Origin of the sequence: Chelativorans sp. ZYF759, from assembly GCF_012911015.1 — a bacterium.
GTDB lineage: Bacteria > Pseudomonadota > Alphaproteobacteria > Rhizobiales > Rhizobiaceae > ZYF759.
In genome coordinates, this window is sequence record NZ_WVVV01000011.1 from 111,655 (window position 1) to 124,931 (window position 13,277).

A 13,277-nucleotide genomic window follows, 5' to 3' on the forward strand; every position below is an offset into this window, starting at 1 on the left:
GGTTGTTCGGGGCCTTGCCACAGGCTAGCGTCCCGGTGCGCGCGGTCACGAAATGGAGGAGAGGCATGAGCCTCGGAGGAGCGGTGAGAGGCCTGGCCAAGGGGCTCGCCATCATTGGCGGGGTGGCCCTTGTCGTGATCACCATCATCACCGCGATATCGATCACCGGCCGCGCCTTCATCTGGGCGGGCCTGCGCCCGGTGCCGGGCGATTTCGAACTGGTGGAGGCCGGCGTCGGCTTTGCCGTCTTCGCCTTCCTGCCCTGGTGCCAGATCAATCGCGGCCATGCCACGGTCGACATTTTCACATCCTTCCTGCCCGATCAGGTCAACCGTCACATCGACATCGCGGCGGAGGTGCTGATGACGGTGGCGATCACCCTTATCGCCTGGCGGCTGTGGTTCGGGCTGCAGGACAAGATCCGCTACGGCGAGACCACCTTCATCCTGCAGTTTCCGGTCTGGTGGGCGTTTGCCGCCTGCATGGTGGCGGCTGCGATCGCCGTCTTGGTGTCATTCTACATGGTCGGCGAACGTCTCGTCGAATTGCGCGCGAAAACACCGACTCCCAAGCTCGGTGAAGGGGGAGGCTCGCTTTGAGCAATCTTGAGATCGGGATCGCCTCGTTCCCCATACTTCTCCTGCTGATCTTCATGCGCGTGCCCATCGGGCTTGCCATGCTGATGTGCGGCATCGGCGGCACGTGGATCATCATGGGCCAACCCAATGCCATTCTCGCGCGGCTCAAGGTCGAGACCTATTCGACCTTCTCCAGCTACACGCTGTCGATCATCCCGCTCTTCCTGTTGATGGGACAGTTCGCGACGCTGGGCGGCATGTCGCAATCGCTTTTCCGCGCGGCCAATACCTGGATCGGACACCGCAAGGGCGGTGTCGCCATGTCGGCGGTCGGCGCCTGCGCCGGCTTCGGCGCCATCTGCGGCTCTTCGCTTGCCACCGCGGCCACCATGACCCAGGTCGCGCTGCCCGAATTGCGCCGCTACGGCTATTCCGGCGCGCTCGCCACCGGCACGCTGGCGGCCGGCGGCACGCTGGGCGTGCTCATCCCGCCTTCCGTCATCCTGGTCATCTACGCCATCCTGACTGAGCAGAACATCGCGCGCCTGTTCGTGGCCGCCTTCATTCCCGGCATCCTGGCGGCGCTCGGCTACATGGTCGCCGTTGCGATCTATGTCCGCGTCAGTCCCGATTCGGCAGGTGCGCGCGAGCGCGCGCCCTATTCCGAGCGCTTCAAGGCCCTGGCCGAGATCTGGCCGGTGCTGCTTGTCTTCTTCCTCGTCATCGGCGGCATTTATGCCGGCTGGTTCACGCCCACCGAAGGCGCGGCCGTCGGCGCGGCCGGCACCGGGCTGATCGCGCTCGTCAATGGCGGGCTCACCTGGCGCACCTTCATCCAGGCGATCCTGCAGACGGCCATCGCGACCGGCCTGATCTTCTTCATCGTGTTCGGCGCCGCCTTCTACAATTCCTTCCTGGCGCTGTCGCAGCTGCCCCAGCAGATCGCCGTTTGGGTTGCCGGCCAGGGCTTCAATCCCTGGATGGTGCTGACGGTGATCCTGTTCGCCTATCTGCTCTTCGGCTGCGTCATGGACTCGCTGTCGATGATCCTCTTGACCATCCCGATCTTCTTCCCGATCGTTTCCATCCTCGACTACGGGCTCAGCCCCACCGAGTTCGCGATCTGGTTCGGCATCCTGGTTCTCATCGTCGTGGAGGTGGGGCTGATAACGCCACCGGTGGGCATGAATCTGTTCGTCATCAATTCGATGGCGAAGGATATTCCCATGTCGCACACCTATCGCGGCGTGCTGCCCTTCGTGGCGAGCGACATCGTGCGCGTCATCATCCTGACGGCCTTCCCCGGCATCACGCTCTTCCTGATGCGGCTCTTGTATTGAGATCGCCGGGCGGAGGCCGCCTGTCGGCCTTCGCCCCCGGCCCGCGGCGCGCATGCCGCCGCCTCATGTCCAGAACGATTTCGACCACCCGCAGCGGTTGAGCCGCCGGCGTGGTCGCGTGCATTCGGCTGGTCAGCACCTGGTCGATGTGGTTTAGTTGGCGTTGCGACAACGAAGGGAGGAACTTCTATGTCTCATCACCCAAAAACATGGTCACTCACCACGGTTGCGGCGGTTGCCGCCGTCGTCCTTGTGCCCGCGGCGGCCCTCGCCGAGGAACCCGGCCTGACCTACGAGACTGTGCTCACGGACCTGCAGGACCCATGGGACATGGCGTTCCTGCCCGATGGCACCATGTTCTACACCGAGAAATGCCAGGGCCTGTCGGTGATGCTTCCGTCCGGCGACGTGAATGCCTTGCTGGGCATGGCCGACACGGATGGTTATGCGAGCACCGAGAACGATCTGTTCTGCGAGGGACAGGCCGGCATGAACGGCGTGGCCGTTGATCCCGATTTCGACGACAACCGCTATGTCTACGTCTATTCGTCCTCGAGCCTGACCGCGCCCGGCACCAACCGTGTGCTGAGACTTACCGTCAACGACGATTTCTCCGAAGTGGCGGACCGCACCGACCTCGTGGAGGACATTCCCTACAAGCCCGAAGCCACGGACCAGCCCTTCGGAGGCCCCGGCGCGCATAATGGCGGGCGCATCCGCTTCGGTCCCGACGGCTATCTCTACGTGACCACTGGCGACACCCACAATGCCGAGGTGCCGCAGAGCCCGACCCTGCTTGGCGGCAAGGTGCTGCGCATCGACCGTGACGGCGAGGCCGCGGACGGCAACGAGGCCGCTGAAGGCTTCGATCCGCGGATCTACACCTACGGTCACCGCAACGTTCAGGGCATCACCTTCCATCCCGACACGGGCCAGCCCATCGTGGCCGAGCACGGCCCCTGGCATTCCGACGAGATCACCGCGCTGGTGGCGGGGGGCAATGGCGGCTGGGATCCGCGGCCCAACGTGGCCGGCCGCGGCGACTGCCCGGACGGCTATTGCGGCTACGAGCCGGAGCAGATGGAGGCCATGGAGCCGGCCGAGCGCGCCGCCTACATGCCGATGACGGACACCGAGAGCTTCCCCGATGCGATGCTCCCGGCCTGGGACAATAACGGGCTATCGCAGGGCACGTCCTCGGCCGAGTTCCTTGCCGGCGAGCAGTGGGGCGACTGGGAGGGCCGCATGGTCGTCGGCCTGATGGGCATCGGCTTCGGCGGCACACCCCTCGGACAGCGCATCGACATCATCGACATCGCCGAGGACGGTCTGTCCGTCAACGATGTCAGCGAGATGCCGCTGCCGATGGGATCGGGCCGTTTCCGGTCGCTGGTGCTGGGACCCGACGGAAGCCTTTATGCGGCCATCGACGAAGGCGACATCTACCGGATCACCCCTGAGTGACGGAACAACCGCCGCGCCGTCGAAAGGCGGCGCGGCGCCTTCTCCCGCGCGCTGCCATATCAGCCCCCTCAAGGAACATGCGGAATGAAGTTCTTGACCACTATGGCGTTCGCACTGGCCATGGCCTTGCCCGCCTTCGCAATGCCCGCCTACGCACAGGACGACACGGATCTGGACATGGAGGCAGCCGCGACGATGTATGCGCGGTCCTGCGCCCAGTGCCACGGGCGGACCGGCCGCGGCATGGCAAGTTTTCCCTCGATCGCAGGCAAGGATGCGGATTATCTCGCCGAACGGCTCGAGCAGTACCGCGCCGGGGAAACGGTCGGACCCAATTCGCCCTTGATGAGACCCGTCGCCGCCAAGCTTTCCGACGATGACATCGCCCAGCTCGCCGCTTTCATCTCGGCCAGTTTCGAATAGCCGGCCGAAGCGCTTGATGCCGGTAGGCGAGCCTATTTCCGGTATTCCTGGACCATGGCGTAGAGGTTGGTGCAGCGCGCGCCGGAGCGGCAATAGGCAAGCACGGGCTTGGGCAGTTCTTCAAGGGCCGCCGCCTGGTCGGCCACGTCTTTCTCCGTCATCTGGCCGCTGACCACCGGAATGAAGCGGAACTCGAGCCCGGCCTCTTTCACCGCTGCCTCGATCTCGTCATGCGGCACGGCGCCGTCTTCCGTGTCGGGGCGGTTGCAGATCACGCTCTTGAAGCCCGCCACCTTGATCAGCTTGACGTGCTCGACGCCGATCTGCGGGGCAACGGCGTAGTCTTCGGTGATCTGGCGGATTTCCATGCGTGACCTCGTTCGTGCTGAAGCGGCGGGCCGGGTGCCCACCGCCATCATTTGGCATGCCGATGCCGGGCTCGCAATGGGTGCGTCCTAGGCGTCGACCAGACCGCCCTTTTCGGCCAGGGTCCTGAGATGGTGTTCGTGGTCGCCCAGCGCGATGTCGATCATGCTCATCCGCTTGAAATAGTGGCCGATGGCATATTCCATGGTCATGCCCACGCCGCCATGCAGCTGGATGGCGTTCTCGCCGACCAGCTTGCCGGCCCGCCCGATCTCGGCCTTGGCCGCATGCATGGCGCGCCCGCGTTCGGCTGCGTCCTCGCTGTCGGCCATCATGGTCGCATAGATCGCCAGCGAGCGGGCCTGTTCGGTGGCCACGAACATGTCGACGGCCGCGTGCTGCAGCACCTGGAAGGCGCCGATCGGCACGCCGAACTGCTTGCGTGTCTTCAGATAGTCGACGGTCAGCTCGCGCATGACGTCCATGGTGCCGATCGCCTCCGCGCAAAGCGCAGCGATGCCCGCATCGACTACGCGGCAAAGGAGAGGAAGACCGTTCTCCGGCTCGCCGATCGCGGCCGCGCGCACCTTGTCCAGCCGCAACTCGGCCCCGCGCCGCCCGTCCTGCATCACGTAGCCGCGCCGTGACAGGCCGTCCGCCTTGGCGTCGACCATGAAGATGCCGATGCCGTCCGCGTCGCGCGTGCCGCCAGCGCTTCGCGCGGTCACGAAGATCCAGTCGGCGCTGTCGCCGTCCAGCACCACGGACTTGGCACCCGTCAGCACCCAGCCATCGCCATCCTTCTGGGCCACGGTCTCGACATTGTGGAGTTCGTAGCGCGAATTGCGTTCTGTATAGGCAAGCGCCAGCTTCAGTGCCCCTTCGGCCACCTGCGGTATGTATTCGGCCCGCTGGTCCTCGCTGGCGCCGAAGCGCAGCATGGACCCGCCCAGCACCACGGTGGAGAAATAGGGCTCCAGAACCAGCGCCCGGCCCATCGCTTCCATCACGATCATGGTCTCGACGGACGAGCCGCCGAGCCCGCCATCGGCCTCCGAAAAGGGCAGGGCCATCAGGCCCATCTCGCCATAGCGGCCCCACATCTCGCCACTCCAGCCCTCGGGCGAACCCATATGCTTGCGCCGCTGCTCGAACCCGTAGGTGTCGGCCAGAAGCCGGTTCAGCGAGTCCTTGAGGATCGATTGTTCTTCGGTCAGGTCAAAATCCATTGCGTTCCCCGATCTTGTCTATTTGCGAGGCGCCGGAGGTCAGGCGCCCACCTCCCCCTGGATGGGGGAGGTCGCCGCGTAGCGGCGGGAGGGGGTGTGTCACGGTCAGTTGCCACCCCACCCCGGCGCTGCGCGCCGACCCTCCCCATCAAGGGGAGGGTGGGTTCACCTCAAAACCCCAGCACGGCCTTGGCGATGATGTTCTTCTGGATCTCGTTCGAGCCGCCATAGATCGAGACCTTGCGCGTGTTGAAATAGGCGGGCGCGGCAGCACCTGCGTAATCCGGCTCGATCGGCGGCTCGTTGGCGCCTTCCATGTCGTGCACGTGAAACGGCATGGCGTGCGGTCCCATCACCTGCATCAGCAGATGCGTGGTCGCCTGCTGGATCTGCGAGCCCTTGATCTTGAGCACGGAAGAGGCGGGGTCCGGCTTGCCGGTATTGCCGCGCTTGGCTTCTGCGGAGACGACGCGCAGCTGCGTCAGTTCCAGCGCCTTGAGATCGATCTCGACGGAAGCCAGCTTCTGCAGGAATTGCGGGTCTTCCAGAAGCGGGCGGCCGGAGGACATTTCCACGGCTGCCAGTTCGCGGATCCGGCGGACGCGCTGCTTCGACATGCCCACGCGCGCGATGTTGGTGCGCTCGTTGCCGAGCAGGAACTTGGCGTAGTCCCAGCCCTTGTTCTCCTCGCCGACGAGATTTTCGACCGGCACCCTCACGTCGGTCAGGAACACCTCGTTGACCTCGAGCCCGCCATCGATCGTCTGGATCGGGCGGATGTCGATGCCGGGCGTCTTCATGTCGATGAGAAGGAAGGAAATGCCCTCCTGCTTCTTGCCCTCGGTGCTCGTGCGCACCAGGCAGAAGATCCAGTCGGCATATTGGGCAAGCGTCGTCCAGGTCTTCTGGCCGTTGACGATGTAGTGGTCGCCGTCGCGGATGGCCCGCGTCTTCAGCGAGGCGAGATCGGAGCCGGCGCCGGGCTCCGAAAAACCCTGGCACCACCAGTCGTCCAGATTGGCGATGCGCGGCAGGAACTGCTTCTTCTGCGCCTCGTTGCCGAAAGTATAGATCACCGGCCCGACCATGTTCACGCCGAAAGGCAGCGGCGAGGGGGCAGGGGTCTTCTGCAGCTCTTCCAGGAAGATATATTGCCGCATCGGGTCCCAGCCCGTGCCGCCATGCTCCACCGGCCAGTGCGGCACCGCCCATCCCTTCTCGTTCAGGATGTGCGTCCAGCGCACCATGTCTTCCTTGGCGATATGCTCGCCATCGACCAGCTTCTCGCGGATGTCGTCCGGCAGATGGTCGCGGAAGAAGGCACGAACCTCTTCGCGGAAGGCAATTTCCTCATCAGTGAAACGAAGGTCCATTCTGCTTCTCCAAACATCGTTGTCCAGCGCCCCCTCCACCGCCTTCGGCGGTCCCCCTCCCCCGTAAACGGGGGAGGATTGGGCGGCGCGGATGTCCGCCCGAACCCTTGATCCTCCCCTGCGGAGCGGGGGAGGGGGACCATGCGAAGCATGGTGGAGGGGGCGCCGAAATCAATTGATCTCGAACAGCCCGGCCGCGCCCATGCCGCCGCCCACGCACATGGTCACCACCGCATATTTCACGCCGCGCCGCTTGCCTTCGATCAGGGCGTGACCCGCAAGCCTCGACCCGCTCATGCCATAGGGATGGCCGACCGCGATCGCGCCGCCATGGACGTTCAGCTTCTCCGGGTCGATGCCCAGCCGGTCGCGGCAGTAGATCACCTGCACCGCGAAGGCCTCGTTCAGTTCCCACAGGCCGATATCGTCGACCTTCAGCCGATGGCGCTCCAGAAGCCGCGGCACGGCGAAGACCGGGCCGATGCCCATTTCGTCGGGGCCACAGCCTGCCACCGCGAAGCCGCGGAAGATGCCGAGCGGGGTGAGACCGCGCCTTTCGGCTTCCTTCGCACTCATCATCACGTTCGCGGACGCACCATCGGACAATTGGCTGGCATTGCCGGCGGTGATCGTGCCGCCCTCGCGCACGGTCTTCAGCCCGGCCAGACCTTCCGCCGTCGTGTCGGCGCGGGGACCCTCGTCATGGGCGATCTCGACCTCGCGATGGCTGACCGCCTTGGTCTCCTTGTCGATCACCGCCATCGTCGCCTTGATCGGCGCGATCTCTGCATCGAAGCGGCCGGCTTCGCGTGCGGCCGCCACCCGGCGCTGGCTTTCCAGGCCGTATTCGTCCTGGCGCTCGCGCGAGATGCCGTAGCGCTTGGACACGATCTCGGCCGTGTCGATCATCGGCATGTAGACGTCGGCTGCCGGGCCGGTCAGTTCCTTGTTGATGAGCCGGAAAACATTGCGGTGGTCGTTCTGCACCAGGCTGATCGATTCCAGCCCGCCGGCGATGCCCGCCGTCACCCCGTCATTGCGGATCGCGTTGGCGAGCACCGCCATCGCGTTCAACCCCGAGGAACATTGCCGGTCGATGGTGGTGCCGGCCGCCGTGACCGGCAGCCCCGCCACCAAGGCCGCGCGCCGGGCGACGTTGAGTCCGGTCGTGCCCTCCTGCATGGCGCAGCCCATGACCACGTCCTCGATCTCGCCGCCCTCCAGGCCGGAACGCTGCAGCGCATGGCCGATGGCGTGGGCGCCGAGAACGGCCCCGTCGGTGTTGTTCAGCCCGCCGCGATAGGCCTTGCCGATCGGCGTGCGCGCGGTCGAGACGATGACGGCCTCGCTCATGGATATGTCTCCTCCCTTGCCGCCATCAGGCGGTTGATTTCATCGATGCCAGGCGCGTGCCGCCGGCGGCCGCGTCCTTCAAAGTCCTTGCCGGCTCAAAGACCTCGTTGCCGGTCTTGCCGTGCCAGTGCTCGAGCCTTTCCACGATATTCGGCAGCCCTTCGAGATCGGCGAAGAACATCGGCCCGCCCTTGCCGCGCGGAAAGCCGTAGCCGTAGATCCACGCCACATCGATGTCGGAGGCGCGAAGCGCGATGCCCTCTTCCAGGATGCGTGCGCCCTCGTTGATCATCGGGTAGAGCGTGCGCTCGGTGATCTCCTGGTCGGAAATCTCGCGCCTTTCGACGCCCGCATCGCGCGCCTTTTCCTCGATCAGGCGGCTGACTTCGGGATCGGGTTTGGGCGTCCGCGAGCCCTCCTCGTAGAGATAGAAGCCCTTGCTGGTCTTCTGGCCGTAGCGCCCCATCTCGCACAGCGCATCGGCGATCACCGCGCTGGTGCCGAGCGCCTTGCGGTTGCGCCAGCCGATATCGAGCCCGGCCAGATCGCCCATTGCGAACGGGCCCATCGGCCAGCCGAAATCGGTGAACACGCGGTCGATCTGCTCGGGCGTGGCGCCTTCCAGAAGCAGCGCCTCGTTCTCCGCCGAGCGGGAGGCCAGCATGCGGTTGCCCACGAAGCCGTGGCACACGCCAACGACGACCGGCACCTTGGCGATCCGGCGGGCCACCGCCAGCGCCGTGGCGATAACTTCGGGAGCCGTCTCTCTGCCCCGCACGATCTCGAGCAGCTTCATCACGTTTGCCGGCGAGAAGAAGTGCAGCCCCACCACGTCCTGCGGTCGTTTCGTCGACGCGGCGATCTCGTCGACGTCGAGATAGGAGGTGTTGGTGGCCAGAATCGCGCCGTCCTTGGCCACGGCCTCGATCTTGGCGAAGACCTCCTTCTTGACGCTCATCTCCTCGAAGACGGCCTCGATGATGAGGTCGCAATCGGCAAGCTTGCCGTAATCCGTCGTGCGCGCGAAGCGGGCCAGCCGCGCCTCCATCTGGTCGGCGCCCATCGAGCCGCGCTTGACCGAGCCTTCATAGTTGCGCCGGATGGTGGCGAAGCCGCGATCCAGCGCCTCCTCGCTCATTTCCAGCACCGTGACGTCGAGCCCGCCATTGGCAAAGGCCATGGCGATGCCGCCGCCCATCGTGCCGGCCCCGATGATGCCGACCCGTTTGACCTCGCGCGGGGCGACGTCCTTGCCGATTCCCGGCACCTTGGTCGCCTCGCGTTCGGCGAAGAAGAGATGGCGCTGTGCCTTGGACTGGTCGCCCGACAGCAGCGCCAGGAAGATCTCGCGCTCCTTCATCAGGGCTGCGTCGAAATCCATGGTGAGCGAGTTGCGCACGGCTTCCGCGCAGCGCAGCGGCGCTTCCAGCCCGCGCGACTTCTTCGTCAGCTGGGCGGCTGCCTTGTCGAAACCATCGAGATCCGCGCGGTCCTTGTCGCGCCAGTCATCCCGGTCGCGCACGGCCACCAGGGGCGCGCCCTCGGCGATTTTTGCCGTTGCGAACGCAACCGCCGCGTCGACCAGATCGCCCTCGGCCACCGCGTCGATCGCGCCGATCGACTGCGCCTCGGCAGCCCCGATCGGCTTGCCCGAGACGATCATCTCCAGCGCCTTTACCGCACCGACAACGCGCGGCAGCCGCACCGTGCCGCCCGAGCCTGGAACAAGGCCCAGATGCACTTCCGGGAGCCCGACCTTCGCCGCCTTGTCAGCAACGCGGAAATGGCACGACAGCGCCAGCTCGAACCCGCCGCCAAGTGCGGTGCCGTGAATGGCAGCGACGGAAGGCTTCGACAGCGTTTCGAGCTTCGCGCAGAGTTCGGGCAGGTTGGGGCTCTGCAGCGATTTCGGCGAGCCGAACTCGGAGATGTCGGCGCCCGAGACGAAGGTGCGGCCGGCGCAGCTCACCACCACGGCCTTCACCGAAGCGTCGCCGTCGAGCTCGACCAGCGCCGCGAAGAGCGGCTCGCGCATGTGCAGGCTGAGCGCGTTCACCGGCGGATTGTCGATGATCACGACCGCGACGTCGCCGCGCCGATCCACCGTCACATAATCGCTCATGTTTCCTCCCTCGAACGCTTGGATATTGTCAGGCGGGCCTCAGCCCTTCGGCAACCCGCCCAGGAACTCGCTGATCAGGCGGATCGTGGCGGTCGGCTGCTCCACGCAGGGTATGTGCCCCGCGCCCTCGATGATCTCGAAACGTGCGCCCTCGATCAGCTCCGCCGTCGAGCGCACCAGGTCCGGCGGCGTCGCTCCGTCCTGGTCGCCCACGATGCACAGCACCGGCACTTTCAGCGCGCGCGTCGATTCCGTCAGGTCGGCATCGCGGATCGCCGCGCAGGTGCCGGCATAGCCGTCCACCGTGGTGCGGGTCAGCATGTTCGTGTAGCCGGCAAAATCGGCATTGTCGGGCGATCGGTAGGCCGGCGTGAACCAGCGCTCCATGATCGCGTCCGCCATCGCGCCGATGCCGTCGCGCGTCACCATGTCGATGCGCGCGTTCCAGAGCTCGTCATTGCCGATCTTGTGTGCGGTGTCGCACAGCACGAGCGCCCGCACCTTGTCCGCATGCGTGGCCGCCAGTCCCTGCGCGATCAGCCCGCCGACCGAAAGCCCGACCACGACGGCGCGCTCGATCCCGACATGGTCCATCAGCGCGGAGAGGTCCTCGACATGGTCTGTCATCGCATAGGGCGCGGGCGTCGCGTCGGACAGCCCGTGACCGCGCTGGTCGTAGAGCAGGATGCGGTAATCGCGCGCAAGCGCATCCGCGACCTCGTCCCAGATACGGAAGTCGGTGCCGAGCGAATTGGAGAACACCACGGCCGGCGCCGTTTCCGGACCCCGAAGCTCGTGATGCAGAACCATGCCGTTGACGCGCGTGAAAGCCATGCGGTTGCTCCTCCCCCAAGCGGACATACTACCGAGTATGTTGGAAACGGCGAGCGGGGTCAATTGCCCAAACGGAAATTGGTCGGTCGACCCTGCCTCACCCCGCCGCCAGCTCTTCCAGATCGAGCTCTTCGTCCAGTGGCGCGAAATAGCCGTCGATCTCGGGCTCGCTGAGATATTCAAGCGTCGCCGGCTGCCAGCGTGGCGTATTGTCCTTGTCGATGATGACGGCGCGCACGCCTTCGAAGAATTCGTGCCCCTTCACCACGCGGTTGACGATGCGCCATTCCACGCGCATGCAGTCCTCGAAACCGAGGGTGGCGCCCTCCCGCATCTGGCGCAGCGCGATGGCGAGACTGGTCGGCGATTTGGAGCGGATCGTTGCGGCCTGCTTTGCCGCCCATTGGGCATCGGCGCCACTCTCGGCCTCCAGCCTTTCCAGCACCTCCAGCACCGTGTCGGCGGAGAAACACCTGTCGATTGCCGGCATCAGGCCCGGCAGCGTGGACGGCTCCGCTGGCGCTCCGGCCACACCGTCGAGCACCGCCGCGGCGTCGTCACCCTTGCACAGCGCCTCCGCGAGTGCGCCGAACCGCGCCGAAGGCACCGCATGGGTGGCGATCCCGCACCACGCGGCATCCGCCTGCTTCAGCCGCGCGCCCGTCAGTGCCAGCCATGTCCCCACCGATCCCGGCAGCCTTGGCAGGAAGAAGGTTCCGCCCACATCGGGAAACAGCCCGATGCCGGTCTCCGGCATGGCGAACATCGTGCGCTCGCCCGCCACGCGATGGCTGCCATGCACCGACACGCCGACCCCGCCGCCCATCACGATCCCGTCGATCAGCGCCACATAGGGTTTGGGATAGCGCTTGATGAATGTGTTGAGCCGGTATTCCTCGCGATAGAAATCGAGAAAGTGCCGGTCGCCCGCCCGCCCCCAATCATGCAGCTGCCTGATGTCGCCGCCGGCGCAGAACGCCTTCTCGCCCGCCGCTCGCACCACGACATGGGCGATCTCCGGGTCCCGCGCCCATTCAGCCAGCTGCGGATGCATCTGCCGCACCATGGCAAGCGTCAGCGCATTTAGCGCCTTCGGCCGGTTGAGTGTGATCAGCCCGGCACGGCCGCGCTTTTCGAACAGGATTTCCGGCTCGTCGGTCATGTCGCGGGTTCCCTTGCTCATGGGCGGGACAATAGCGGCGCCTTCCGTCAAGGGAAGCCCTCGCGAAGCGTGGCAGGAATACAGCGCGTGCGAAGTCGGACGGCAGCGTCCGCAGGCCCCTTTTTGCCGTTTCAGAATCCTACTTTAGGCAGGTTCGCGCTTTCATGCCTTTTCGGCGGCCCGGAACGGCGCTATTGCGGAGAGACACGGGCCGCATTCGAAGCGCGGCGAAGACCACGGAGACGACGGTATGACCCTATTCGAGACGATTTCCACGAAGCGCGGTTCCAACACGCTCGCGACGAACCTGCTGCTGGTTCTCGCAGGCTCCCTGTTGATGACCATCGCGGCCAAGGTGCAGGTGCCGTTCTATCCCGTGCCCATGTCCATGCAGACCTTCGTGGCCATCGGACTTGGCCTGGCACTCGGCCCCGTGCGCGGCACCGCCGCCGTGCTGTTCTATCTCGCCCAGGGCTCGGCCGGCCTGCCGGTCTTTGCCGGCACCCCTCAGCAGGGCATCGGCCTTGCCTACATGGTGGGTCCGACTGGCGGCTTCCTGGTCGGTTTCGCGCTGGTCGCCTTCGTGGCTGGCCTCTTCTCGCGCATCGGTTTCGACCGCAATCCGCTGACCGCCATGGCGGCGGCCCTCGTCGCCGGCTTCGCCATCTATCTGCCGGGCCTCGCCTGGCTCGGCCTCTTCACCGGCTATGGCGAGACGCTTCTGGTCGCCGGCCTTTATCCCTTCATCCTCGGTGACATCGCCAAGGCGCTTCTGGCCGCGCTGGTCTTCCCGGCGGTGTGGAAGTTCGTCGAAGGTGGCGAGGCGCGCTGATGCGCGAAATCCTCGCAGAGCTCGAAGGGAGGCGGGCAAGCGCGAGGCTAGGGGGCGGCGAAAAACGGATCGCCGCCCAGCACGCCAAGGGCAAGCTGACCGCGCGCGAGCGCATCGAAGTGCTCCTCGACGAGGGCTCCTTCGAGGAATTCGACATGTTCGTCGCCCACCGGGCGACGGATTTCGGAATGGCCGAACAGA

13 protein-coding genes are annotated in these 13,277 nt (G+C 65.7%); 6 read left to right on the forward strand and 7 right to left on the reverse strand.

Annotated features, from left to right (window positions below; genetic code table 11):
• Positions 1–65 precede the first annotated feature (65 nt).
• The 4 genes from GRZ55_RS17140 (at position 66) to GRZ55_RS17155 (ending at position 3,805) form a co-directional block, all read left to right on the forward strand.
• A complete protein-coding gene (locus GRZ55_RS17140) occupies positions 66–599 on the forward strand; it encodes a TRAP transporter small permease (protein ID WP_169288180.1) in 534 nt (177 codons plus the stop codon).
• Entirely contained in the window at positions 596–1,918 is a 1,323-nt protein-coding gene (locus GRZ55_RS17145) for a TRAP transporter large permease (RefSeq protein WP_169288181.1), read from the forward strand. Before GRZ55_RS17140 ends, GRZ55_RS17145 begins: the two co-directional genes overlap by 4 nt.
• Before the next feature lie 189 nt (positions 1,919–2,107).
• Positions 2,108–3,382: a sorbosone dehydrogenase family protein gene (locus GRZ55_RS17150; protein ID WP_169288182.1), complete on the forward strand. Its 1,275-nt coding sequence runs from the start codon at positions 2,108–2,110 to the stop codon at positions 3,380–3,382.
• 84 nt (positions 3,383–3,466) lie between these two features.
• Positions 3,467–3,805, forward strand: a complete 339-nt coding sequence (locus GRZ55_RS17155) for a c-type cytochrome (protein WP_169288183.1) — start codon at positions 3,467–3,469, stop codon at positions 3,803–3,805.
• Positions 3,806–3,837: 32 nt separating this feature from the next.
• On the opposite strand, the gene GRZ55_RS17160 is transcribed toward GRZ55_RS17155, so the two are convergent.
• The 7 genes from GRZ55_RS17160 to GRZ55_RS17190 all read right to left on the reverse strand — a co-directional run bounded on the left by GRZ55_RS17160 (position 3,838) and on the right by GRZ55_RS17190 (position 12,265).
• Positions 3,838–4,173, reverse strand: coding sequence for a TIGR01244 family sulfur transferase (locus GRZ55_RS17160; protein ID WP_169288184.1), 336 nt, complete (start codon positions 4,171–4,173; stop codon positions 3,838–3,840).
• Positions 4,174–4,260: 87 nt separating this feature from the next.
• The gene (locus tag GRZ55_RS17165) at positions 4,261–5,400 is read right to left on the reverse strand and encodes an acyl-CoA dehydrogenase family protein (RefSeq protein ID WP_169288185.1); all 1,140 of its coding nucleotides are present in this window, start codon (positions 5,398–5,400) and stop codon (positions 4,261–4,263) included.
• Between the two features lie 170 nt (positions 5,401–5,570).
• A complete protein-coding gene (gene pimC / locus GRZ55_RS17170; protein ID WP_169288186.1) occupies positions 5,571–6,773 on the reverse strand; it encodes a pimeloyl-CoA dehydrogenase large subunit in 1,203 nt (400 codons plus the stop codon).
• Positions 6,774–6,944: 171 nt separating this feature from the next.
• Entirely contained in the window at positions 6,945–8,126 is a 1,182-nt protein-coding gene (locus GRZ55_RS17175) for an acetyl-CoA C-acyltransferase (RefSeq protein WP_169288187.1), read from the reverse strand.
• A gap of 25 nt (positions 8,127–8,151) precedes the next feature.
• Positions 8,152–10,248, reverse strand: a complete 2,097-nt coding sequence (locus GRZ55_RS17180) for a 3-hydroxyacyl-CoA dehydrogenase NAD-binding domain-containing protein (protein ID WP_169288188.1) — start codon at positions 10,246–10,248, stop codon at positions 8,152–8,154.
• A gap of 39 nt (positions 10,249–10,287) precedes the next feature.
• On the reverse strand, positions 10,288–11,082 hold the full coding sequence (gene pcaD, locus GRZ55_RS17185; protein ID WP_169288189.1) for a 3-oxoadipate enol-lactonase: 795 nt from the start codon (positions 11,080–11,082) through the stop codon (positions 10,288–10,290).
• A gap of 97 nt (positions 11,083–11,179) precedes the next feature.
• Positions 11,180–12,265, reverse strand: a complete 1,086-nt coding sequence (locus tag GRZ55_RS17190; protein WP_246734832.1) for an enoyl-CoA hydratase/isomerase family protein — start codon at positions 12,263–12,265, stop codon at positions 11,180–11,182.
• 229 nt (positions 12,266–12,494) lie between these two features.
• On the opposite strand from GRZ55_RS17190, the gene GRZ55_RS17195 reads away from it, so the two are divergent.
• Positions 12,495–13,076: a biotin transporter BioY gene (locus tag GRZ55_RS17195; RefSeq protein WP_169288190.1), complete on the forward strand. Its 582-nt coding sequence runs from the start codon at positions 12,495–12,497 to the stop codon at positions 13,074–13,076.
• On the forward strand, positions 13,076–13,277 hold a 202-nt coding region (locus GRZ55_RS17200; RefSeq protein ID WP_306785611.1), incomplete at its 3' end, for a carboxyl transferase domain-containing protein. The genes GRZ55_RS17195 and GRZ55_RS17200, both read left to right, overlap by 1 nt.